Annotated in this window: 20 protein-coding genes; 13 read left to right on the top strand and 7 right to left on the bottom strand. The window is 52.1% G+C overall.

Features of this window, described 5'->3' with window-relative positions:
* Positions 1-63: 63 nt before the first annotated feature.
* The 5 genes from gmk to recG are packed head-to-tail and all read left to right on the top strand — an operon-like array spanning position 64 to position 5,922.
* Positions 64-687 (top strand): guanylate kinase, encoded by a 624-nt coding sequence (gene gmk / locus GW590_RS21475; protein WP_169405120.1) that lies wholly within the window; start codon positions 64-66, stop codon positions 685-687.
* A gap of 54 nt (positions 688-741) precedes the next feature.
* Positions 742-1,017 carry a DNA-directed RNA polymerase subunit omega gene (gene rpoZ, locus GW590_RS21470; protein ID WP_013577639.1) on the top strand — a complete coding sequence of 92 codons (276 nt, stop codon included), beginning with the start codon at positions 742-744 and terminating at the stop codon, positions 1,015-1,017.
* Positions 1,018-1,036: 19 nt separating this feature from the next.
* Positions 1,037-3,145: a bifunctional GTP diphosphokinase/guanosine-3',5'-bis pyrophosphate 3'-pyrophosphohydrolase gene (gene spoT, locus GW590_RS21465; RefSeq protein WP_169405119.1), complete on the top strand. Its 2,109-nt coding sequence runs from the start codon at positions 1,037-1,039 to the stop codon at positions 3,143-3,145.
* A gap of 3 nt (positions 3,146-3,148) precedes the next feature.
* A complete protein-coding gene (gene trmH, locus GW590_RS21460; RefSeq protein ID WP_169405118.1) occupies positions 3,149-3,844 on the top strand; it encodes a tRNA (guanosine(18)-2'-O)-methyltransferase TrmH in 696 nt (231 codons plus the stop codon).
* On the top strand, positions 3,841-5,922 hold the full coding sequence (gene recG / locus GW590_RS21455) for an ATP-dependent DNA helicase RecG (protein ID WP_169405117.1): 2,082 nt from the start codon (positions 3,841-3,843) through the stop codon (positions 5,920-5,922). Before trmH ends, recG begins: the two co-directional genes overlap by 4 nt.
* A gap of 25 nt (positions 5,923-5,947) precedes the next feature.
* Here the strand turns inward: recG and gltS are convergent, their stop codons facing one another.
* Positions 5,948-7,162, bottom strand: a complete 1,215-nt coding sequence (gltS, locus tag GW590_RS21450) for a sodium/glutamate symporter (RefSeq protein ID WP_169405116.1) — start codon at positions 7,160-7,162, stop codon at positions 5,948-5,950.
* Positions 7,163-7,395: 233 nt separating this feature from the next.
* On the opposite strand from gltS, the gene GW590_RS21445 reads away from it, so the two are divergent.
* On the top strand, positions 7,396-8,787 hold the full coding sequence (locus GW590_RS21445; protein ID WP_169405115.1) for a nucleobase:cation symporter-2 family protein: 1,392 nt from the start codon (positions 7,396-7,398) through the stop codon (positions 8,785-8,787).
* Positions 8,788-8,961: 174 nt separating this feature from the next.
* Entirely contained in the window at positions 8,962-10,650 is a 1,689-nt protein-coding gene (locus GW590_RS21440) for an AsmA family protein (protein ID WP_169405114.1), read from the top strand.
* Positions 10,651-10,690: 40 nt separating this feature from the next.
* On the opposite strand, the gene fabY is transcribed toward GW590_RS21440, so the two are convergent.
* From fabY to yihX, 4 genes are read right to left on the bottom strand one after another with little or no spacing between them, the layout of a single operon-like run.
* Positions 10,691-11,623, bottom strand: coding sequence for a fatty acid biosynthesis protein FabY (gene fabY, locus GW590_RS21435; RefSeq protein WP_169405113.1), 933 nt, complete (start codon positions 11,621-11,623; stop codon positions 10,691-10,693).
* Positions 11,624-11,657: 34 nt separating this feature from the next.
* Positions 11,658-12,095 carry a D-aminoacyl-tRNA deacylase gene (gene dtd, locus GW590_RS21430; RefSeq protein ID WP_169405112.1) on the bottom strand — a complete coding sequence of 146 codons (438 nt, stop codon included), beginning with the start codon at positions 12,093-12,095 and terminating at the stop codon, positions 11,658-11,660.
* Positions 12,096-12,102: 7 nt separating this feature from the next.
* On the bottom strand, positions 12,103-12,975 hold the full coding sequence (locus tag GW590_RS21425) for a virulence factor BrkB family protein (RefSeq protein WP_169405111.1): 873 nt from the start codon (positions 12,973-12,975) through the stop codon (positions 12,103-12,105).
* Positions 12,976-12,993: 18 nt separating this feature from the next.
* A complete protein-coding gene (gene yihX / locus GW590_RS21420) occupies positions 12,994-13,596 on the bottom strand; it encodes a glucose-1-phosphatase (protein WP_169405110.1) in 603 nt (200 codons plus the stop codon).
* A 213-nt stretch (positions 13,597-13,809) separates the two neighbouring features.
* Here yihX and GW590_RS21415 point away from each other — a divergent pair, with 213 nt between their 5' ends.
* Both GW590_RS21415 and GW590_RS21410 read left to right on the top strand, forming a co-directional pair.
* Positions 13,810-14,124, top strand: coding sequence for a PAAR domain-containing protein (locus GW590_RS21415; RefSeq protein ID WP_169405109.1), 315 nt, complete (start codon positions 13,810-13,812; stop codon positions 14,122-14,124).
* A 108-nt stretch (positions 14,125-14,232) separates the two neighbouring features.
* The gene (locus GW590_RS21410; RefSeq protein WP_235956010.1) at positions 14,233-14,712 is read left to right on the top strand and encodes a DUF6392 family protein; all 480 of its coding nucleotides are present in this window, start codon (positions 14,233-14,235) and stop codon (positions 14,710-14,712) included.
* Between the two features lie 403 nt (positions 14,713-15,115).
* Here the strand turns inward: GW590_RS21410 and typA are convergent, their stop codons facing one another.
* The gene (gene typA, locus GW590_RS21405; RefSeq protein ID WP_169405108.1) at positions 15,116-16,939 is read right to left on the bottom strand and encodes a ribosome-dependent GTPase TypA; all 1,824 of its coding nucleotides are present in this window, start codon (positions 16,937-16,939) and stop codon (positions 15,116-15,118) included.
* 430 nt (positions 16,940-17,369) lie between these two features.
* On the opposite strand from typA, the gene glnA reads away from it, so the two are divergent.
* The 4 genes from glnA (at position 17,370) to GW590_RS21385 (ending at position 22,575) form a co-directional block, all read left to right on the top strand.
* Positions 17,370-18,779, top strand: a complete 1,410-nt coding sequence (gene glnA, locus GW590_RS21400) for a glutamate--ammonia ligase (protein WP_169405107.1) — start codon at positions 17,370-17,372, stop codon at positions 18,777-18,779.
* A 363-nt stretch (positions 18,780-19,142) separates the two neighbouring features.
* Complete coding sequence (gene glnL / locus GW590_RS21395; RefSeq protein ID WP_169405106.1) at positions 19,143-20,192, top strand: nitrogen regulation protein NR(II); 1,050 nt, start codon at positions 19,143-19,145, stop codon at positions 20,190-20,192.
* 7 nt (positions 20,193-20,199) lie between these two features.
* The gene (gene glnG / locus GW590_RS21390) at positions 20,200-21,612 is read left to right on the top strand and encodes a nitrogen regulation protein NR(I) (protein ID WP_169405105.1); all 1,413 of its coding nucleotides are present in this window, start codon (positions 20,200-20,202) and stop codon (positions 21,610-21,612) included.
* Between the two features lie 270 nt (positions 21,613-21,882).
* The gene (locus GW590_RS21385) at positions 21,883-22,575 is read left to right on the top strand and encodes a TerC family protein (RefSeq protein ID WP_169405104.1); all 693 of its coding nucleotides are present in this window, start codon (positions 21,883-21,885) and stop codon (positions 22,573-22,575) included.
* A 141-nt stretch (positions 22,576-22,716) separates the two neighbouring features.
* Here the strand turns inward: GW590_RS21385 and hemN are convergent, their stop codons facing one another.
* Positions 22,717-24,090 carry an oxygen-independent coproporphyrinogen III oxidase gene (hemN, locus tag GW590_RS21380; RefSeq protein WP_169405103.1) on the bottom strand — a complete coding sequence of 458 codons (1,374 nt, stop codon included), beginning with the start codon at positions 24,088-24,090 and terminating at the stop codon, positions 22,717-22,719.
* Between the last annotated feature and the right edge of the window lie 164 nt (positions 24,091-24,254).

The raw sequence follows: 24,254 nt of genomic DNA, 5'->3' as shown, positions 1-24,254 counted from the left end.
GTATACTGTGCCGAAGATCACTCTTCTGTATCTCATTTCAACCCAATCAGCTGAAACGTCATCATGGTCCAAGGCACGCTATATATTGTCTCCGCCCCCAGTGGAGCAGGTAAATCAAGTCTGATACAGGCTTTACTGAAAACTCAACCGCTCTACGACACGCAGGTCTCAATTTCTCATACCACCCGTTCTATTCGGCCGGGAGAGAAAGATGGCGAGCATTACTTTTTCGTCTCTAAAGACGAATTCTGCGCAATGATCGAGAATGAGGCGTTTTTAGAGCACGCTGAAGTGTTCGGTAACTATTACGGCACATCGCGTAAAGCCATTGAGCAGGTATTGGCTTCCGGGGTTGATGTCTTTTTGGATATCGACTGGCAGGGCGCCCAGCAAATTCGCCAGCGCATGCCGCAGGCACGCAGTATTTTTGTGCTGCCACCGTCAAAAGATGAACTTGATCGCCGCCTGCGTGGACGCGGTCAGGACAGCGAAGAAGTCATTGCCAAACGTATGGCGCAGGCCGTGGCCGAAATGACACACTTTGCCGAGTACGACTATTTAATTGTGAATGATGATTTTGATTTGGCTTTGTCCGATCTTAAAACCATTATTCGCGCCGAACGTCTGCGACTGAGCCGCCAAAGGCTTCGTCATGACGGATTAATCACCAAACTATTGGCAGACTGAAGACACTTTCAGTATTATGCCCAGTCTTTCGTCACCCTGTGGAGTAGCACATATATGGCACGCGTAACTGTTCAAGACGCTGTAGAAAAAATTGGTAACCGTTTTGACCTGGTGTTGGTGGCTGCTCGTCGCGCACGCCAGCTGCAATCTGGTGGTAAAGATCCACTGGTCGCTGAAGAAAACGACAAAGTCACCGTTATCGCCCTGCGCGAAATCGAAGAAGGCCTGATCACCAATCAGATCCTCGACGTACGCGATCGTCAGGAACAACAAGAGCAAGAAGCCGCCGAAATCCAAGCGGTCACCGCTATCGCCGAAGGCCGTCGTTAATTAACCTGGCGGGTCAAACTTGTACATCTTTGAAAGCCTGAATCAGCTGATTCAAAAATACCTGCCAGAGGAGCAAATCAAGCGCCTCGTGCAGGCATACCTCGTTGCGCGGGACGCGCACGAGGGGCAGACACGTTCGAGTGGCGAACCTTATATCACTCACCCGGTTGCCGTGGCCTGTATTCTGGCTGAAATGCGACTCGACCATGAAACGCTGATGGCCGCGCTGCTGCATGATGTCATCGAGGATACACCGGCCACTTACCAGGACATGGAGCAGTTGTTTGGTAAAACCGTTGCCGAATTGGTTGAAGGCGTTTCAAAGCTCGACAAGCTCAAGTTCCGCGACAAGAAAGAAGCCCAGGCGGAAAACTTCCGCAAAATGATTATGGCGATGGTGCAAGACATCCGCGTCATTCTGATCAAACTGGCGGACCGTACCCATAATATGCGCACCCTGGGCTCTCTGCGCCCGGACAAACGTCGTCGCATTGCCCGTGAAACGCTGGAAATTTACAGTCCTCTGGCACACCGGCTGGGTATTCATCATCTCAAGACCGAGCTGGAAGAGCTGGGTTTTGAAGCGCTTTATCCCAATCGCTATCGCGTCATCAAAGAAGTGGTGAAAGCCGCGCGCGGTAATCGCAAAGAGATGATCCAGAAAATCCTTTCCGAGATTGAAGGACGGCTGACCGAAGCGGGCATTCAGTGCCGGGTCAGCGGGCGCGAAAAACATCTGTACTCGATTTACTGCAAGATGCACCTGAAAGAACAGCGCTTCCATTCAATAATGGATATTTACGCCTTTAGGGTGATCGTCAAAGAACTCGATACCTGTTATCGCGTTCTCGGGCAGGCGCACAGCCTTTACAAGCCGCGCCCTGGTCGGGTCAAAGACTATATTGCCATTCCCAAAGCCAACGGCTATCAATCGCTGCACACCTCGTTAATCGGCCCCCACGGGGTACCGGTTGAAGTCCAGATTCGCACTGAAGATATGGATCAGATGGCAGAGATGGGTGTTGCCGCCCACTGGGCATATAAAGAGAATGGCGAGAGCAACAGTACCACGGCACAAATTCGCGCCCAGCGCTGGTTGCAGAGTCTGCTCGAGCTACAACAAAGTGCCGGTAACTCGTTCGAATTTATCGAGAGCGTAAAATCCGATCTCTTCCCTGATGAGATCTACGTCTTTACTCCGGAAGGTCGCATCGTTGAGCTGCCTGCTGGTGCCACGCCGGTGGACTTTGCTTATGCGGTGCATACCGATATCGGTCATGCCTGCGTTGGTGCCCGCGTCGACCGTCAGCCTTACCCGCTGTCACAGCCTCTCAACAGCGGTCAGACCATCGAAATTATCACCGCACCCGGCGCACGTCCAAATGCCGCCTGGTTAAACTTTGTGGTCAGTTCAAGAGCGCGGGCCAAAATCCGCCAGATGCTGAAAAACCTCAAGCGTGATGATTCTGTTTCCCTGGGTCGTCGTCTGCTTAATCACGCCCTGGGCAGTGGCCGCAAGTTAAGCGACCTGCCGCCGGAAAATATCAAGAAAGAACTCGATCGCATGAAGCTCGGCGCAATGGACGATCTGCTGGCCGAAATTGGCCTCGGCAATGCCATGAGCCTGGTGGTAGCTAAAAATCTGATGGGCGACCAATCCAGCATGGCGTCGTCAGGTTCACGCAATCTGCCGATTAAAGGCGCCGAAGGCGTGCTGATCACCTTTGCAAAATGCTGTCGTCCAATCCCCGGTGACCCCATTATTGCCCACGTTAGTCCGGGTAAAGGCCTGGTGGTGCACCATGAGTCCTGCCGTAATATCCGTGGTTACCAGAAAGAGCCAGAGAAGTTTATGGCTGTCGAGTGGGACAATCAGGATCCCGAGCAGGAATTTGTCGCTGAAATCAAAGTGGATATGTTCAACCATCAGGGTGGACTGGCCAATCTGACGGCGGCGATCAATGCGGCACAGTCAAATATTCAGAGTATGAGCAGCGAAGAAAAAGACGGTCGTGTCTACAGTGCGGTTATTCGCCTGAGCACCCGCGACCGCGTTCATCTGGCCAATATCATGCGTAAAATTCGCATTATGCCGGACGTTATTAAAGTCACGCGTAATAGAAACTGATCGATGACCCCCGAACGTTATGCGCGCATACGCGAGATGCTGGCAGCCCGCCAGCCGGACCTGACTCTGTGTATGGAGCAGGTTCACAAACCGCATAACGTTTCGGCGGTGATCCGCACCGCCGATGCCGTTGGCGTCCATGAAGTCCATGCCGTCTGGCCAAGCAGCCGGATGAAAACCCAGGGATCTTTTGCCGCAGGCAGCAATAGCTGGGTTCAAGTTAAAACGCATAAAACAATTCAGGACGCCGTTGCCAAAATGAAGGCGATGGGCATGCAGGTGCTGGCCACCAATCTGTCGGAAAAAGCGGTAGATTTTCGCACTATCGACTACACGCGCCCGACCTGTATTCTGCTGGGTCAGGAAAAAACCGGAATTACCCCCGAAGCCCTTGCTCTCGCCGACAGTGATATCGTGATCCCGATGGTCGGTATGGTGCAATCACTCAACGTGTCGGTAGCCTCTGCGCTGATTTTGTATGAAGCCCAGCGTCAGCGTCAAAATGCCGGCATGTATCAGCGAAAAACCAGTCTGCTTAAAGAAAAAGAGCAGCAGCGGCTGCTGTTTGAAGGCGGCTATCCGGTCCTGGCTAACGTTGCCCAGCGTAAAAAACTGCCGCGCCCCTTTATTGATGACGGTGGCAACATTGTCGCCGATGACGCCTGGTGGGCCGCCATGCAAATGACGGTTGCCAGATGAAGGGCCGCCTGCTCGATGCCGTTCCGCTTACCTCACTGACGGGCGTTGGCGCAAGTCAGGCAGAAAAGCTGGCAAAAATTGGGCTCGAAACCATCCAGGATCTGCTGCTGCATTTGCCGCTGCGCTATGAAGACCGCACCCGCCTTTACGCCATCAACGATTTATTGCCCGCCATTTTTGCCACGGTAGAAGGCGAGGTGCTGCGTACTGACATCAGTTTTGGTCGTCGACGTATGCTGACCTGCCAGATTAGCGATGGCACCGGCATAGTAACGCTGCGCTTTTTTAACTTTAGTGCTGCCATGAAAAACAGCCTGGCGACCGGTCGTCGGGTGACCGCCTATGGTGAAATCAAACGCGGCACCCACGGCGCGGAGATTATCCATCCTGAATACCGCATTCAGGGGGAAAACAGCGAAGTGGTATTGCAGGAGTCGCTGACGCCGGTCTATCCGACCACCGAAGGGATCCGCCAGGCAACGCTGCGCAAACTGACCGATCAGGCATTGGCGCTGCTTGATAGTCAGCCCATTGCCGAGCTGCTGCCGGAAGAACTTAGCCGTTCGCTGATGCCGCTGTCTCAGGCCTTGCATCTGTTACACCGCCCGCCTCCCGATATGCAGCTTGCTGACCTGGAAAAAGGCCAGCATCCGGCACAGCGCCGTCTGATTATGGAAGAGTTGCTGGCGCATAACCTGAGCATGCTCGCCGTGCGGGCGGGAACGCAAAGCTATAAGGCCTTGCCGCTGGTTACCAACCCGGATTTGATTCAGTCATTTCTCGCCTTGTTGCCCTTTAGTCCCACCGGTGCACAGCAGCGGGTAGTTGCCGAGATTGAACAAGATCTCGCCAAGCCCTTTCCCATGATGCGTCTGGTTCAAGGTGATGTTGGCTCGGGTAAAACCCTGGTCGCCGCCCTCGCCGCTTTATGTGCCATTGCGCAAGGAAAGCAGGTCGGGTTAATGGCCCCCACCGAGCTGTTGGCAGAACAACATGCCAATAACTTCCGCCAATGGTTTGAGCCGCTGGGTATTCAGGTGGGCTGGCTGGCGGGGAAACAAAAAGGCAAAGCGCGTCTGGCACAACAAGAAGCTATCGCCAGTGGTCAGGTATCGATGGTGGTAGGCACCCATGCCATCTTTCAGGAGCAGATCCAGTTCTCCGCCCTGGCATTGGTGATTATCGACGAACAGCATCGCTTTGGTGTCCACCAGCGTCTGGCGCTGTGGGAAAAGGGCAAGCAGCAGGGGTTTCATCCGCATCAGCTGATTATGACCGCCACCCCAATCCCGCGCACCCTGGCAATGACCGCCTATGCCGATCTCGATACCTCGGTGATCGATGAACTGCCCCCGGGTCGTACGCCGGTGACTACCGTGGCCATCCCTGACACCCGGCGCAGCGATATTATCCAACGGGTTAAAAGTGCCTGCCAGGAAGAAAATCGTCAGGCCTACTGGGTCTGCACCCTGATTGAAGAGTCGGAAATGCTCGAGGCGCAGGCGGCAGAAGCCACCTGGCAAGGGCTGAAAGAGGCGTTGCCAGATTTAAATATTGGTCTGGTTCATGGCCGCATGAAAGCGCAAGAGAAACAGGCGGTGATGCAGGCCTTTAAGCAGGGAGAGATCCAACTGCTGGTAGCCACCACGGTGATCGAAGTTGGTGTCGACGTGCCCAATGCCAGCCTGATGATTATCGAGAACCCGGAGCGACTGGGTCTGGCGCAGTTGCATCAGTTGCGTGGCCGCGTTGGCCGTGGCGCTGTCGCTTCGCACTGCGTGCTGTTATATAAAACCCCGCTGAGCAAAACGGCGCAAAAGCGTCTGCAAGTCCTGCGCGACAGCAATGATGGCTTTGTTATTGCCCAGCAGGATCTGGAAATTCGCGGCCCCGGCGAACTGCTCGGCACCCGCCAGACCGGTAGCGCCGAATTTAAAGTCGCCGATCTGCTGCGCGACCAGGCAATGATCCCCGACGTACAGCGCATTGCCCGCCATCTGCAACAACAGTACCCGGAGCATGCCCGGGCATTGATTGAACGTTGGCTGCCCGAGCGCGCACGCTATACCAATGCCTGATCCCGCCTGACCACAAACCGGCCCGTTAGCCCATCAGCGCAGGAAATACCGGCAACAATAAATAAAGCTTAATCACAATGGCATTGGCGATATCAATAAAGAACGCGCCGACCATTGGCACCACCAAAAATGCCAGATGCGAAGGCCCGAAACGGCTGGTGATCGCCTGCATATTGGCGATAGCCGTCGGCGTAGCTCCCAGTCCAAATCCGCAGTGACCCGCCGCCAATACCGCCGCATCGTAATTTTTGCCCATCAGACGATAGGTCACAAAAATGGCATACAGCGCCATGACCAGCGTTTGCACCAGCAAAATCGCCATCATCGGCAGCGCCAGCGCGGCCATTTCCCACAGTTTCAGACTCATCAACGCCATTGCCAGAAAAAGTGACAAACTGACGTTACCCAATATGGACACAGCGCGATCAAATACGCGGTAAAAACCCAACCATGCCAGCAGGTTACTTAATATCACGCCGACAAACAGTACGCAGACAAAGGTCGGCAATTCAAAAGCGGTGCCGGAGAGCTGCCGTGCAATATGACTGCCGGCACTCAGACAGATGGCGATCAGCGCCAGCGTTTCGACCAGCACCAGCGGAGTGATCATGCGACCGACAGTCGGTTTTTCAAAGGCGCTGGGATCCTGCAAATCGTCGGGGGTACCGTTTGGGGTGGCCGAGTGTCTGACCAGATAACGCGCCACCGGCCCGCCAATCAGGCCACCCAATACCAGACCAAAAGTGGCACAGGCCATTGCCACTTCTGTGGCACTCTCAAATCCGTAGCGCTCGCTAAACACTTTGCTCCAGGCAGCGCCGGTGCCGTGTCCTCCTGATAGGGTAATAGACCCGGCCAACAGGCCCATCAGCGGATCGATACCCAAGATTTTGGCCATGCCCAGGCCGATGGCGTTTTGCAACAATAGCAGACCGAGGACCACCAGCAGCAGCATCACCAGCGATTTGCCGCCAGCGCGCAGGCTGGCCAGATTGGCGTTCAGACCGATAGTGGCGAAAAAAGCCAGCATCAAGGGTTCGCGCAGAGAGAGGTCAAAAGTGATTTCCCAGTGAAACAGCTGATTGAGCAGCAGCAAGACCAGTGCCACCAGCAAACCGCCCGCCACCGGCTCGGGAATGGTGTACTTTTCGAGGAAAGAAACGGATTTTACCAGCTTACGGCCCAGTAGCAGGACCAGGGTAGCGGCAACCAACGTGCCGTAGGTATCGAGGTGTATCATTAAAGAACTCCATATCAAAAAATATCCAAGAAAATTAGTAGATTAAAAATTTTTACTTTTAATAAAATCTCCAGGAAACGGAATTAAAAGATAGATCTCCCCATAGAATCAAGGGAAATAGCATTAAAATGCTGGTTTTGTGCGTAATGACCAATAAAAATGCCAATGGCAAACGATTGCTTTTATTGTCAATATCATTAAAAATGCCCGCTTTGCCGCTTAGGGTGCCAAAAATGACCACAGGATCCGCCGTGCCAGAGACACTGCGCCAATCATCAGAACCAACACGTAGCAGTGAATTGATTTATCGATTAGAAGACCGTCCACCGCTGCCACAGACACTGTTTGCCGCCTGTCAGCACTTACTGGCGATGTTTGTTGCGGTGATCACCCCCGCACTGCTGATTTGTCAGGCGTTAGGTTTACCGCAACAAGATACCCAACACATTATCAGCATGTCTTTGTTTGCCTCGGGCCTGGCGTCCATTCTGCAAATCAAAACCTGGGGACCGATCGGTTCCGGGCTGTTATCTATCCAGGGCACCAGTTTCAACTTTGTTGCTCCACTGATTATGGGCGGAATGGCGCTGAAAAATGGCGGCGCCGATGTGCCAACCATGATGGCAGCGCTGTTTGGTACCCTGATGGTGGCATCCTGCACCGAAATCCTGTTGTCGCGCGTACTGCACCTGGCACAGCGCATCATTACTCCACTGGTTTCCGGTATTGTGGTGATGATTATTGGCCTGTCGCTGATCCAGGTCGGCCTGACCTCTATCGGCGGTGGCTATGCCGCCATGAGCAACCACACCTTTGGTTCACCGAAGAATCTGCTGCTCGCCGCTGTGGTTCTGGTGGTGATTATTGCCCTTAACCGCCAGCGCAACCCCTATCTGCGCGTCGCCTCACTGGTGATCGCCATGGCAGTAGGTTATGTGGTGGCCTGGGCAATGGGTATGCTGCCGACACTAAGTCCTGCCACTTCCGGGCATTTGATTACCATCCCGACGCCGCTCTATTACGGGCTGGGTTTTGACTGGAATCTGCTGATCCCCCTGATGCTGATCTTTATGGTCACCTCTCTGGAAACCATTGGCGATATCACTGCGACCTCTGACGTATCAGAGCAACCAGTTAGCGGTCAGCTGTATATGAAACGCATCAAGGGTGGTGTGCTGGCCAATGGCCTCAACTCGATGCTGTCTGCGGTGTTTAATACCTTCCCCAACTCCTGCTTTGGCCAGAATAACGGCGTGATCCAGCTGACCGGCGTCGCCAGTCGCTACGTGGGTTTTGTGGTGGCATTAATGCTGATTGTGCTGGGTTTGTTCCCGGCAGTCGCCGGTTTTGTGCAGCATATTCCTGAGCCAGTACTTGGCGGCGCGACCATTGTGATGTTTGGTACCATTGCTGCATCCGGGGTGCGTATTGTCTCCAGAGAGCGTCTCAATCGCCGGGCGATTATGATTATGGCCTTGTCATTGGCGGTCGGTATGGGGGTATCACAGCAACCGCAGATCCTGCAGTTTGCCCCGGACTGGCTGAAAACCTTGCTCTCCTCTGGTATTGCCGCCGGTGGTATTACGGCCATTGTGCTTAATCTGGTCTTTCCCCGCGAGCCGTAAGCGCGGATAAAAATCCCCGATTCGACCATATCCGGTAAACTTCAACGGCGGAAAGACGCGTTCTCCGCCGTTTTTTATCGTCTGTTACATGCTAACCTATTGAGAAAGATTGCTGATTACGGCATAAACAGTTGTACGCTTTTCCAACTTACCCAACGGATATGGATTCAGACGATGAAATTTATCGGTAAACTTCTGCTGACAATACTCCTGTTGTTGGTACTGGCAATCGTCATCTTGTATGTCTTGCTGCAAACGCGCTGGGCAGCCAGCTCACTTAGCCGCTGGATCAGCGAGCGCAGTGAATACCGCCTGACCATTGAGCAGGTGACTCATACCTGGAGTACGCCCAGCCGTATTACTCTTTCCGGGGTAAAGTTTGGGCAAAAAAACCAGCCCGACGTCCTTGATGCCGGTGAGGTGGATCTCGACCTGAGCTGGCATCAAATTACCGACCCACGCTTTTTTGATCGCGTGGTATTGGTCAATGGCACACTGAGCCTTTCCCCCTCGGCACTCAATCTTCCATTACAGGCCAATACGCTGCAACTCAACAAGATGGCCATGAGTGGTCATCTGGAACAGTGGAAAGTGGACGGTAAAAACGTTAATGCCGGTATTACTCCCTGGCAGCCGGGAAAAACTTCGGTGCTGGGCAGCAATGCCCAGTTCCAGCTCAGTGCCGATACCCTGACGCTGGATGATATTCCTACCGACAATGTATTGATCCAGGGACGTATCGATAATCAGCAGCTTAACCTGACCAATTTCGGTGCCGATCTGGCGCGCGGGCAACTGACCGGTAAAGCCAGCCGCAGCAGTGACGGTAGCTGGACGCTGGACAGCCTGCGACTGAGCAACGTCAGACTGCAAACCTCGCAAACTCTGGCGAGCTTTTGGCAGGAGTTTGTCAAACTGCCGAAAGTGGATATCAAGCGCCTGGACCTGATTGATGCGCGTCTGCAGGGACAAAACTGGGCGTTCAGCGATCTGGATCTGACGGTCACCGATGTCACCCTGCAACAGGGTGACTGGCAAAGTACCGACGGGCAGCTTTCGCTTAATGCCACCGATCTGATTAACGGCAACCTGCATTTTATCGACCCGGTGGTCAATCTGGATTTGTCACCACAGGGTATCGCCATTCGCCAGGTTGGCTCGCGCTGGGAAGGTGGCTTGCTGCGCACCAGTGGCCGCTGGGACCGCGCCTCGCACAGCCTGAATCTCGACGAGCTTAGCGTGGCCGCGCTGGAATATACGCTGCCGCAAAACTGGCGGCAGCTATGGGTCACCGCCTTGCCGGACTGGCTGTCTGAGGTGTCGATCAGCAAGCTCACGGCAAACCGGAACCTGATCATCGATATTTCCCCTGATTTTCCTTTCCAGGTGACCGCGCTCGAAGGGCTCGGCAACAATCTGCTGGTGGCGCATAATCATCAGTGGGGGATATGGAACGGTAAACTGACCCTGAATGGCAGCGATGCCACCTTTAACAAAAATGATGTTCGCCGCCCTTCACTGGCGCTTGAAGCCAACAGTGATGCGGTGAAAATTACCGAGCTGAGTGCCTTTACCAAAGAGGGATTGCTGGAGGCTACTGCTAATGTCAGCCAACAGCCGCAGCGGGATTTTTCTCTGACCATGACCGGACGAGCGGTGCCAGCCAATGTCTTGCAGAACTGGGGCTGGCCGGAATTACCGCTGCAAGGCAATGCCAATCTGCAACTTACCCTGCAGGGTAAAATGCCGGCCAATATCGATTTTAAACCCACCATTAATGCCACATTGCATGCCACCGCTGCCGATGGCAAATCGCTGCAACAGCAAATGAGCAAAGGTGTGGTCAGCCCGTTGAGCCAATAGTTACCCACATCGCCTCACCCGCTATGGGTGAGGCGGTAGGTCAGTCGATGGTTGGTTCGAGAGGCGCACCCGCTCGCGCAGGCAACACCAGATAAGTTCCTTCAAACAAGGCCCCTTCTCCTTCGTCCCCCATCAGTTTGACATCAAGCTGAACACGCGCCCGACGCCCTTTGGCCAGTCGATCCAGATCGCCGCTGATTGAACTGAGGTCGGCAATGGCTCGCGGACGACCGGTGACCGGCGAACTGTAGCGAATATGGGCATCGGCCAGCACAATGGTGCCGCCAAGATGACGCTCACGCAGCAATAACCAAATCAGTCCCCAACCGGTCAGCGTGGCCAGGGAAAACAGACTGCCGGCAAACAGAGTGTGATGCGGGTTCTGATTGCCGGTTTCCGGCATGGTAGTAACAAAGCGCTGCCCGGTGTACTGGCTGATCCTCACCCCCATTTTTTCACTGAGGGGAATATGATCATACCAGGCCTGTTGCAGCTGTCCGCACCAGTCAGGCCGGTGCAGAATATCATCCAGGGTCTCCACTGGTTTAATCATCAAAAAATGGCGCACCGGGGTGGTCTGCGGCGTGGTGATCTCGCCCTGATTAACAAAACCCAGTTTGGCAAAAAATTCTACGGCGTCTTCACGGGCGCTACAGACTACGCGCTTTACCCCCTCCTGACGCGCCACCGACTCCAGGGTCATCGCCACCAGTGTCCCCAAGCCTTTGGCTTGCACCTCGGGATCGACAGCCAGAAAGCGGATAGAGGCTTCATTATCGGCGTTAATATATAACCGCCCAACGGCAACCGGCTCGCCCTGTTCATCGACCACCATTTGATGATGAGCCATGGCATCATAGGCATCACGTTCTGACCCCTCGGGTTGATGCAGAGGTTTACGCAGCATTTCCCAGCGAAATCGATAATAAGCCGCCAATTCTGATTCAGTAACGGGAACTTTCAGGTGATACATAGACAGGTTCTCTCTCAGGCATTGTGCCGTTGCTTCAGACCTGTAACCAGAAGGTCACGGGGCCATCGTTGACCAAAGCCACTTTCATATCCGCCGCGAAACGCCCGGTTTCGGTATGAATGCCTTTGTCGCGACACTGACCATAGAAGTATTGATACAGTCTGTCGGCCTCGGCAGGCGTCGCACCGCGTGAAAAGCCCGGACGCATCCCTTTCTGCGTATCGGCAACCAGCGTAAACTGCGAAACCACCAATAAACTGCCCCCAGCTTGAGTGACATTAAGATTCATTTTGTCGTCACTGTCGCCAAAAATTCGGTAACCGATCACCTTTTCACACAGGCGTTTGGCTTTCTGCTCATCATCGCCCTGCTCAACGCCCAGTAATACCAACAAACCAGGACCAATTTCACCGCAAACCTCGCCTTCAACGGTAACGCTGGCCTGTAAAACTCGTTGAATTAACGCAATCATAACGACCCTATTTCTCCTGAGCGGTGGTTTGCTTATCATCCACCGGCTTCTGACCTTCGCCACGATACTCACCTAGCGTAACGGTGATTTCGGCACCGAGTAACACGATACACCAGCTGACATAAACCCATAAAAATAAAATCGGGATCACCGCAAGAACACCATAAATCAGCTGATAAGAAGGAAACAGCGTGATGTACAGTGCAAAGCCCTTCTTGCCCAATTCAAACAGTAAACCGGCCACCAACGCGCCGATCAGCGCGTCCTTTGGCGGTACGCGCACTGTTGGTACCACGCAATAAATCAGCCAGAACGATCCACAGGAGATCAGCAGGGGCAACACTCGCAACAGGCGGTCGACCAGATAATGGACACCATTAAGGCTTAGCCAGTTAAGGGATAACAGGTAGGAGCTGATGGCAACGCTGGCCACCAGCAGGATCGGCCCCAATGTCAGCACCATCCAGTAAACGGCAAAGGAGAATACAATCGGCCGTTTGCTGTGGCTGTTCCAAATCTTGTTTAATACGCTATCCACAGAGGCGATCAGCAATAATGCGGTAACAATCAACCCGCAGGTGCCGACCGCAGTCATCTTGCTGGAGTTGGCCACAAACTGTTCGAGATAGTGTTGAATGATATTGCCGGTGGCGGGTAAAAAGTTATTAAAGATAAAGGTCTTTAGCTGGTTACTGATCTCGGAAAATACCGGGAAAAGCGCAAATAACGAGAAGACCACGGCGATCAGCGGTACCAGTGAAAGCAGAGAGACATAGGCAAGATGACCCGCCAACAAGGTTAATCCATCGTTGTCGGCGCGCTTAAACAGCATATGGCCAAAATGTACTGCTGACTTTAGTCTCGGATGGAGCCTTGGCATTCTGTCATCCTTGTTTACTCAGGTGATTTGGTTTCCGGAAAAATGGCGTGGCAACGTTTGGTCATCCTCAACCAAAAAGGCCTGAATACCCAGCGCACTGGCCGCATTGACGTTATCGGCTACGTCGTCAAAGAACACCGTTTCTTGCGGACTAAATCCTTCTTTTTCCAACACATGTTGGAAAATGGCCGGATCGGGTTTACGCATCCCCAAATCCTGCGACAGGTATAAGGCATCGACGTTTTGTTCGATTTCGGGATAGTGCACCGGCCAGTGGTCGAGGTGCAAACGGTTGGTGTTGGATAACACCACCACGCGATGCCCCTGCGCGCGCAACTCCTTCATAATCGTAATGACCTCAGGACGCAAACTGACAAAAATAGACTGCCAGCCGGCACTGAATTGTTCAAAACTCAGTGCAATGCCCATCTCGCGGCAAAGTTGCGCAGCAAAGTCTTCATCGCTGATTTCGCCCCGTTCATGCTGCTGAAAGACTTCGCCCATGGTAAAGCGCTCCACCAGATGAGCCAACGGCACCCCGCTGAGCTTACTCCACACACCAAGCACACGTTTGAAATCGATCTCAATAATTACGTTGCCCATATCAAAAATATACAGCATTGCACTCTCCTGATTTCAAAGATGAAGTTTTACTGTAGCGGTAAACGTCGACGCTGAACAGTGACACAGATAGAAGCATAGCGGTTGTTTATTGAAAAAATAGTCAAGCGCATGCTGAAGCCGATCACAATAAGACAAAAGAAATTTCGGTTAATGCCAACGGTCTGGGTAATATAGATAACACCTTAACCAATTAATTTAAAAGGATTTAAAATGGCAATGGGGTATTTTCTTCGCGTGGGTGACAAGACCACCTGCGGTGGTGAGATCCTTAGCGGCGATCCCACTTTCACCTGGAATGGCGTGCCCACGGCACGCGACGGCGATGCGGTGTCCTGTGGCAAGCATTCCGGGCGTTACCAAATTTGCGGCGGCATTCAAGATATCTGGGATGAGGGGAAAATGCTGGCAGGCACCCTTGATAGCATTAGCTCCTGTCCCTGCCGCGCCACCTTTATCAACTCCATTTTTGACAGCAGTGGAAAAATCAAAAGATGCATCCGACTTGAAAGCAGCGGTAACCAGTAATTTTGAAGCGCAACGAATAGGGTTACGCGAAGCAGGGTTTAGTGATGAACAACTGAACCAGGCACATCACGATTTACATCATTTTAATAGAAAACAAGGATGGTATAAATGATGAGAAATATTGTTTTATTAATCAAAAGTTTAGGATTAAGCGCAGAGCAACTTATAGCGAAAAAATTAATACCCACAGATAAGTTTGAATATATGTTTGATGGTGATGACGAGTTTTATTGTGAACCAGAAAATGGCCTTATACTGACATTTAATGATGTATCTAAAATTCTGATTTCCTTAACTATTAGTCTTATTCCGACAGATGAAAACGATACACATATTTATCATGGTGAAATGCCACAGCCATTCTCACTATCGATGGATAGAAGCAAAGTGAGATCGGAATTTGGCGAGCCTACGGAGGTAACATCGGCAACCGAAATACCGACTATAGGTATGGTAGGTGGATGGGATATGTACATTAATAAAATGAATAGATTGTATCCAAACATTCAAATAATTTTCGAATATACCGCGGCGCAGCAAGTTAGCGAGTTGATTTTTAAAATAAATTCAAAGGGTTCCTCGGAATAAAATCATTTCCGGATCATCGTATAATGTTGGCATGTGCAAGAACAAATAAATAAAGCTTGGGAGATATGCACTAATAAACCGACGCGCGTAATAACTAACAGATTGTGCCAGGACGGGTAGCCTAATTCTTCATATCAGCAATGCCACCCATCAAGGAAAGCCAAAGACAGGCATTACATATCTCATTGATTTCTATTAAAAATTGACAATCCCTTGGTCTTTCAGATAGAGATAGACTCTTCATGCCCAGCTGAATGGTGAAAAATTATGCATTGCAAAAAAAAAGCCTGATAAAGGCTGCTCGTTCAGCAAGTACCCCAATAAAAAAGCCAGTCAGCGTTAACTGACTGGCTTTTCACCCAAAGGTTTTATCTAGATAAAACCCTGTTGCTCACCAAGAAGATTAGGCTTCTTTAGGACCACGGGTGGCACGTTTACGATCGTTTTCAGTCAGGTGACGTTTACGAATACGTACAGAGATAGGCGTTACTTCGACCAGTTCGTCATCATCGATGAATTCCAGAGCTTGCTCCAGAGACATTTTGATAGCAGGAACCAGAGTCGTTGCTTCGTCGGTACCAGACGCACGCATGTTGGTCAGTTTCTTACCGGTCAGGCAGTTAACGGTCAGGTCGTTAGAACGGGTGTGAATACCGATGATCTGGCCTTCATACACTTCTGCACCGTGACCCAGGAACAACTTGCCGCGATCTTGCAGACCGTACAAAGCAAAGGCAACAGCCTTACCCTGACCGTTAGAGATCAGCACGCCGTTCTGACGCTGGCCGATTTCGCCTGGACGCACGTCATCGTAGTGACTGAACGTGGAGTACAGCAGGCCGGTACCAGAAGTCATGGTCATAAATTCGGTACGGAAACCGATCAGGCCACGGGCCGGGATCAGGTAGTCCAAACGAATACGACCTTTGCCGTCAGGGATCATGTCCTTAACGTCGCCTTTACGTTCACCCATGGCTTGCATGACTGAACCCTGGTGCTGTTCTTCGATATCCAGAGTCACGTTTTCGAATGGCTCTTGCATACGGCCATCGATTTTACGGTTGATAACTTTTGGACGAGAAACAGCCAGTTCAAAGCCTTCACGACGCATGTTTTCGATCAGAACCGACAGGTGAAGTTCACCACGGCCTGAAACGCGGAATGCATCGGCGTCTTCGGTTTCTTCAACACGCAGTGCCACGTTGTGCACCAGCTCTTTGTTCAGACGGTCAAGGATCTGACGTGAAGTCACATACTTACCTTCTTTGCCGCAGAACGGAGAGGTGTTGACGTTGAAGTACATGGTAACGGTAGGTTCGTCAACGCTCAGTGCTGGCAGCGCTTCGACATTCTGTGGATCACAGATGGTGTCGGAGATATTCAGCTCGCCCATACCGGTAATAGCAATGATATCGCCAGCTTCAGCAAGAGTTGCTTCGATACGTTCCAGACCCATGTGGGTCAGAACTTTAGCCACTTTCGCGTTACGGGTTTTGCCTTCGCTATCAATGATAGTCACTTGCTGGTTAGGCTTGACGGTACCGCGTTTAATACGGCCGATGCCGATAACGCCCACATAGTTGTTATAGTCCAGCTGCGAAATCTGCATCTGGAATGGGGCTTCCATTTCAACTTGTGGTGGAGATACGTGGTCAACAATCGCCTGGTACAGCGGGGTCATGTCTTCAGCCATATCGTTATGGTCAGTACCCGCAATACCCAACAATGCAGATGCATAGATAATTGGGAAGTCGAGCTGTTCGTCGGTCGCATCAAGGTTTACGAACAGGTCAAATACCTGATCCACAACCCAGTCAGGACGCGCACCAGGGCGGTCAACTTTGTTGATAACCACGATCGGTTTCAGACCATTAGCAAACGCTTTCTTGGTCACGAAACGGGTTTGCGGCATTGGGCCATCCATTGCATCCACAACCAGCAGCACCGAGTCGACCATTGACATCACACGCTCTACCTCACCGCCGAAGTCGGCGTGTCCTGGGGTATCAACGATGTTGATGCGGTAGTCTTTCCAATTAATGGCGGTGTTTTTTGCGAGGATGGTAATCCCACGCTCTTTCTCCAAATCGTTGGAGTCCATTACGCGTTCGGTAGCTTCTTCACGTTCTCCGAAAGTTCCGGATTGTTGCAGCAGCTTATCAACCAGGGTGGTCTTACCATGGTCAACGTGGGCAATAATGGCGATGTTACGCAAATTTTCGATCACAGCTTTGCCTCAGGCATTTAGAAATATAGAAATAGCGCGCTATTGTACACGTATTAGGCGAGGTTCTAAACAAGTTCACAAGGATCTCTGTGAAACAACTGAAAGATGGTTACTTTGTGATCCCTTTCACGGTGCAAATCCCCTCATGATCCATGATGGTGCACCATTTTGGTTCACCACCCTGGACCCACTGAACTATAATAGTGCACAAATTCCGTTATGGTGCATACTCGGTAAGAGTGTAAGCCGCCTATAACGGCATTCACACCTATTTCACAGAGTTGGCACAGATTTCGCAATTAAAATTCCAGGGTGCAAAGAGTCTTATCAGAGCAACTAAAAAAGCTGTTTAAGCCACACGCCATTTTCAACAACGTTTGTTTAATCGTTCCACGACGATGACGATAATGAGAAATTCGGGAGAACTAGTATGTCCGCTGAACACGTTTTTGCGATAATCAAGGAAAATGAAGTCAAATTCATCGACCTGCGCTTCACTGATACTAAAGGCAAAGAACAGCACGTTACCATTCCAGCTCACCAGGTAAATGAAGACTTCTTTGAAGAAGGCAAAATGTTCGATGGTTCATCCATCGGCGGCTGGAAAGGCATCAACGAATCAGACATGGTATTGATGCCAGATGCATCTACCGCTGTTCTTGACCCGTTCTATGAAGAGTCAACCCTGATTATTCGTTGCGATATCCTCGAACCGAATACCATGCAAGGTTATGACCGCGACCCACGTTCTACCGCAAAACGTGCAGAAGAGTTCCTGAAAAGCTCAGGCATCGCTGATACCGTTCTGTTTGGGCCAGAGCCAGAATTTTTCCTGTTTGATGACGTGCGTTTTGGCAGCAGCATCTCCGGTTCTCATGTTGCAATCGACGATATCGAAGGCGCATGGAACTCTGCAACCAAATACGAAGGCGGCAACAAAGGCCACCGTCCAGCAGTAAAAGGCGGTTACTTCCCGGTTCCTCCAGTCGATTCATCTCAGGATCTGCGTTCTACCATGTGTCTGACCATGGAAGAAATGGGCCTGGTTGTTGAAGCTCACCACCACGAAGTAGCAACCGCTGGCCAGAACGAAGTGGCAACCCGCTTCAACACTCTGACCAAAAAAGCTGACGAAATCCAAATCTACAAATACGTGGTGCACAACGTGGCACACGCATTTGGTAAAACTGCGACCTTTATGCCAAAACCTATGTTTGGCGATAACGGTTCAGGCATGCACTGCCATATGTCACTGTCCAAAGACGGCCAGAACCTGTTCTCTGGTGACAAATACGGCAACCTGTCTGAAATGGCGCTGTACTACATCGGCGGCATCATCAAACATGCCAAAGCGATCAACGCCTACGCTAACCCGACTACCAACTCTTACAAACGTCTGGTCCCGGGCTACGAAGCACCGGTTATGCTGGCTTACTCTGCTCGCAACCGTTCAGCCTCTATCCGTATTCCTCACGTTTCCAGCCCGAAAGCGGTGCGTATCGAAGCTCGCTTCCCTGATCCAGCGGCTAACCCATACCTGGCATTTGCTGCCCTGCTGATGGCTGGCCTGGACGGCGTAATCAACAAAATCCATCCTGGCGATGCAATGGACAAAGACTTGTACCATCTGCCACCAGAAGAAGATGCAGAGATCCCTAAAGTTGCAGGCTCTCTGGAAGAAGCGTTGAACGCTCTGAGCGAAGACCGTGAATTCCTGACCCGCGGTGGCGTGTTCACCGACGACGCTATCGAAGCTTATATCGCGCTGCGTAAAGACGAGATGGACCGTGTGCGCATGACGCCACACCCAGTAGAATTCGAACTCTACTACAGCGTCTAATACGTTATATCCCACTGCCTTCACTATGCAGGCAGGCAGCAACTCAGTATCCCCCGGCAACTTGCTCAGCAAGCGACCGGGGTGAATAAAGGCAGCCACCTCCTGCATTTTCAGGATAGTGGGTATAGCGGGGAATAAATGGCTGATGTTTACTCCCTGAGTTTACTGTCTGCGCCGCAACTGTCCTGACGATGTGCTGCGACGCGGAGCTAGAGACCGAGATATTTTTGTTGCCGTGGAAATTTTCAGCCCATCTCCGGATGGGCTTTTTTCTCCACGCTCTTTCCTGTGTAACCACCTCTGACCCGACGATGTTGGCGGGTAGCGGTTTAAATGCACCAATCAGGTGCGGGAGACTGCTGTATGGCAACTGGCAAGCTGCCCGATGCTGGGCAGATCCTTAATTCTCTTATCAACAGCGTTCTGCTGTTGGACGACGAATTGGCAGTGCATTATGCCAATCCGGCGGCTCAGCAATTATTAGCGCAGAGTTCACGCAAGCTGTTCGGGACACCCTTACCCGAGCTGGTGGGCTACTTTTCGCTCAATATCGCGCTTATGCGCGAAAGTGTTGAAGCAGGACAAGGATTTACCGACAGCGAAGTCACCCTGGTAGTAGATGGTCGCGCGCATATTATGTCGCTGACCGCTCAGGCTTTGCCGGAGGGTTATATTTTGATTGAGCTGGCGCCAATGGACAACCAACGCCGTCTGAGTCAGGAACAACTTCAGCATGCTCAACAAGTTGCCGCTCGCGATTTGATACGCGGGCTGGCTCATGAAATTAAAAATCCGCTGGGTGGCTTACGCGGTGCTGCGCAACTGTTGTCGAAAGCGCTCCCCGATCCCGCCCTGCTGGAATACACCAAGGTGATTATCGAGCAGGCCGACAGATTACGGAACCTGGTCGATCGCCTGTTGGGTCCGCAGCGTCCGAGCCAGCATATTACGCAAAGCATCCATCAGGTTGCCGAGCGGGTCTGCCAGCTGGTCTCGATGGAGAAGCCGGATAACGTGCAGCTGGTACGGGATTACGATCCCAGCTTGCCGGAACTGGCCCATGACCCGGACCAGATAGAGCAGATCCTGCTTAATATTACCCGCAATGCCCTGCAGGCGTTGGGCGAGGAAGGCGGCACCATTACGCTAAGAACGCGTACCGCTTTCCAGATTACTTTGCATGGTGTGCGCTACCGTCTGGTTGCCCGTATTGATATAGAAGATGACGGCCCGGGCGTGCCTGCGCATCTGCAGGATACACTTTTTTACCCTATGGTTAGCGGTCGCGAAGGCGGTACAGGTCTGGGCCTGTCAATTGCGCGCAGTTTGATTGACCAGCATTCGGGTAAAGTTGAATTTAACAGTTGGCCAGGACACACCGAATTCTCGGTCTACCTGCCTATTCGCCAGTGAGGTTCTTATGCAACGAGGGATAGTCTGGATCGTCGATGACGATAGCTCCATCCGCTGGGTACTTGAACGCGCGCTGACCGGGGCGGGTTTAAACTGCACAACCTTTGACAGCGGCAATGAAGTGTTGGAAGCCATTGCGACTCAAACCCCTGACGTTTTGTTATCAGATATTCGCATGCCCGGCATGGACGGGTTGGCGCTGTTAAAGCAAATCAAGCAACGTCATCCGATGTTGCCTGTGATTATCATGACCGCACACTCGGATTTGGACGCCGCCGTCAGCGCCTATCAACAAGGTGCCTTTGACTATCTGCCCAAACCTTTTGATATTGATGAAGCCGTTGCCCTGGTAGAACGCGCAATCAGCCACTATCAGGAACAGCAACAGCCGCCACGCACTCAACCGGCAAGTGGCCCGACGGCAGATATCATCGGTGAAGCGCCTGCCATGCAGGATGTGTTTCGCATAATCGGTCGTCTGTCCCGCTCCTCCATCAGCGTGCTGATCAACGGTGAATCGGGGACCGGTAAAGAACTGGTGGCGCATGCGCTGCACCGTCATAGTCCACGGGCCAAATCCCCGTTTATTGCCCTGAATATGGCGGCAATTCCCAAAGATTTGATTGAGTCAGAACTTTTTGGCCACGAGAAAGGGGCCTTTACCGGTGCTAATCAAATCCGCCAGGGCCGTTTTGAGCAAGCCGATAACGGCACACTGTTCCTCGACGAAATTGGCGATATGCCAATGGATGTGCAGACACGTCTGTTGCGCGTACTGGCCGATGGCCAGTTCTATCGCGTAGGCGGCTATGCGCCGGTAAAAGTCGATGTGCGTATTATTGCCGCAACGCACCAAAATCTTGAGTTGCGCGTGCAGGAAGGCAAGTTCCGTGAGGACTTGTTTCACCGGTTAAACGTTATTCGTGTGCACCTGCCTCCACTGCGCGAACGTCGTGAAGATATTCCGCGTCTGGCGCGCTATTTCCTGCAGGTTGCCGCCAAAGAGCTGGGGGTCGAAGCCAAAAATCTGCACCCGGAAACCGAGACAGCGCTCACTCGTCTGCCTTGGCAGGGTAACGTCCGTCAGCTTGAAAATACCTGCCGTTGGTTAACCGTGATGGCAGCAGGTCAGGAAGTGTTGATTCAGGATCTGCCTTCCGAACTGTTTGAAAGCGCTATCCCGGAAAGCGGCGGCCAGAGTCTGCCCGACAGCTGGGCTACCTTGCTGGCACAGTGGGCCGATCGTGCCCTGCGTTCCGGTCATCAAAACCTGTTGTCTGAAGCCCAACCCGAAATGGAACGCACCCTGCTGACCACCGCATTGCGCCATACTCAGGGCCATAAACAGGAAGCAGCACGCCTGCTGGGCTGGGGACGCAATACGCTGACACGTAAACTTAAAGAATTAGGCATGGAATAACGCCAGTCCATTGTCTGCTTTACCTGAAAGTCCTGGCCAACTGGCCCGGACTTTTTGTTTTAAACAATAGCCCCCGCCCCCAGCAAAATCGGTCATCATAAATAGGCTGTTACCCCCTAATCTCGGTCAGAAATTAACTTCTCGTTGAATATTGGTTTATATATCGGTGCCTCGCCGCTAAGCTAGCGACATAGCATGGCCATGGATCCGACACTGCCAGTCACTATTCGATTCGCGGTTTTTTCTTTTTTCAAAAATATAGAGTGAGTTATGAACGGGTTATTTGATCAATGGGACTACGTGGTTATCCTGCTGCAAATTATCGTAATTGATCTGTTGTTAGGCGGCGATAATGCGGTGGTGATCGCCCTTGCCTGCCGTAAGTTGCCAAGCCACCAGCGCAATAAAGCCATTGTTATCGGTATGGCGGGGGCCATTGTAGCCCGGGTGATTTTACTGATTATTGCCGTCACTCTGCTGACGCTGCCCTATCTGAAGCTGGTAGGCGGACTGTTGCTATTGTGGATCGGTATCAAGCTGGTGGCCAATCAGGAAGACGAGGGAAATCAGATCGATGCTGGCACCAGTCTGTGGAAAACCGCATCAACTATTGTGGTTGCCGATGTGGTGATGTCGCTGGATAACGTGCTGGCGGTGGCCGCTGCGGGCAAGGGAAATGTGCTATTGGTGGCGCTGGGCGTGGTGATCAGCATTCCGATTATTATCGCCGGCAGCAAGCTGGTGCTGGCGCTGATCAATCGTTTCCCGATGGTTATTATGCTCGGCGGTGCCTTGATTGGCTGGATAGCGGGCACTATGTTGGTTACCGACCCGGCTATCGCCCGGCGGCTCCCCTCTTCCCCCGACACGCTATCTATTTTCGCAGGGGTAATCGGGGCGGCATTGGTGGTGGCGGTCGGGCTTAAAAAAGGGGCTCCAGGCGAAAAAAGCCGTCACTCCTAGGCTTGCATAGCGAACAACCTTGTCTTGGCGATCGAAATAGCCGGGATAGTACACACGGGGGGCGCCGGCGGGCCTGCCCGCTACGACCCCAACGGTGTACTATCCCTAAAAACAGTCTTTGCCCGTTGTCTGCTGTTTTACTCAAATTACCCGTGAAAACTGCTGCTGACGAACCTGGCGACGTAAATAGATATCAAAGCACATGCAGATATTGCGGATCAGCAAACGCCCTCTGGCGGTGACTTTAATGTTGTGCGCGCCGATCTCCAGTAATCCATCTTGCACCAACGGTGCCAGCAGCAGCAGGTCGGGGGCAAAATAGTCGGCAAACACTATCCCGTGTCGCCGTTCAATCACCGCGAAATCCAATTCAAAATGGCAGATCAGCGATTTGATCACATCACGGCGCAGACAGTCATCATCGCTCATCGCCAGACCACGCCATAGCGCATGACCTTGTGCTTCAACCTGCGCATAATAGGTTTTCAGGTCCTTCTCATTCTGCGCATAAGTATCACCGATCATGCTAATTGCCGAGACGCCAAGCCCCAACAGATCGCTGTCTCCCTGCGTGGTGTAACCCTGAAAATTACGGTGCAGCTCGCCATTTTGCTGGGCAATGGCCAGCTCATCCGTCGGACGGGCAAAATGATCCATACCAATAAACTGGTAACCGGCCGCGGTGAGCGAGGCGATGGTTTGCTGCAATATTTTCAGCTTGTCTTCGGCAGCGGGTAAATCGGCGTCTTTGATTTTACGCTGCGCGGCGAACAGCGCCGGCATATGTGCATAGTTAAACACGCTCAGGCGATCGGGATTGAGCTGCGCAACCCGTTGCAAAGTGAGAGCAAAGCTCTCTGGCGTTTGCTTTGGCAAGCCGTAGATCAGGTCAATATTGGTAGAACTGAAACCCAGGGCCTTGGCGCGGGCGATCAAGGCAAAGATAAAATCCTCGTCCTGAACGCGGTTCACCAGCCGCTGCACTTCTTTATTAAAATCCTGAACACCCATACTCAGGCGATTAAAACCTTCGCGGCGTAAATGATCCAGCACATCCAGTTCGATCTCACGGGGATCGATTTCCAGCGACATTTCCGCATCTGGCAAGAAATCAAAATGCTGACGCAGCAAGGCCACCAGGCGACTGATTTGCGCGGTATTCAAATAGGTTGGTGTTCCGCCACCCCAATGCAATTGGCTGACTTTGCGGTGTTTAAACAGGGGCGCACGCCGGGCAATCTCTTTGGCCAGCACATCAAGATACTCTTCCGCTTTATGCTGTTGCCGGGTTACCAGTTTGTTGCAGCCACAGAAGTAACAAAGTTTATGGCAAAACGGGATATGGACGTAAAGGGAAAGGTGGCGCTCGGGATAACGCGTGCTCGCCTGTTCAAACGCGTCATTGCCATAATCAGGGCTGAACTCCAACGCCGTGGGGTAGGAAGTGTAGCGGGGACCTGAATAATTATATTTCTGAATCAGATCCAGATCCCATTCGATTTGTGGTGCTGACATGCTTACTCTCTCGTATCTTGAACATCACGTTAGCGACGCCGTACTGACCGTCGTGCGGGAAGAGGTTGTCTGAACGGCCTCGAAAGGCTGGCTTTACGCAGCCGTGACCGCTGTCGCGACAGGCGCATGAGTCTACATAATAAACAAAATATCGAACACACAAA

This window comes from Rouxiella aceris, from assembly GCF_012933545.1.
GTDB classification, from domain to species: Bacteria; Pseudomonadota; Gammaproteobacteria; order Enterobacterales; family Enterobacteriaceae; genus Rouxiella; species Rouxiella aceris.
This window is presented reverse-complemented; position numbering and strand designations above follow the sequence as displayed.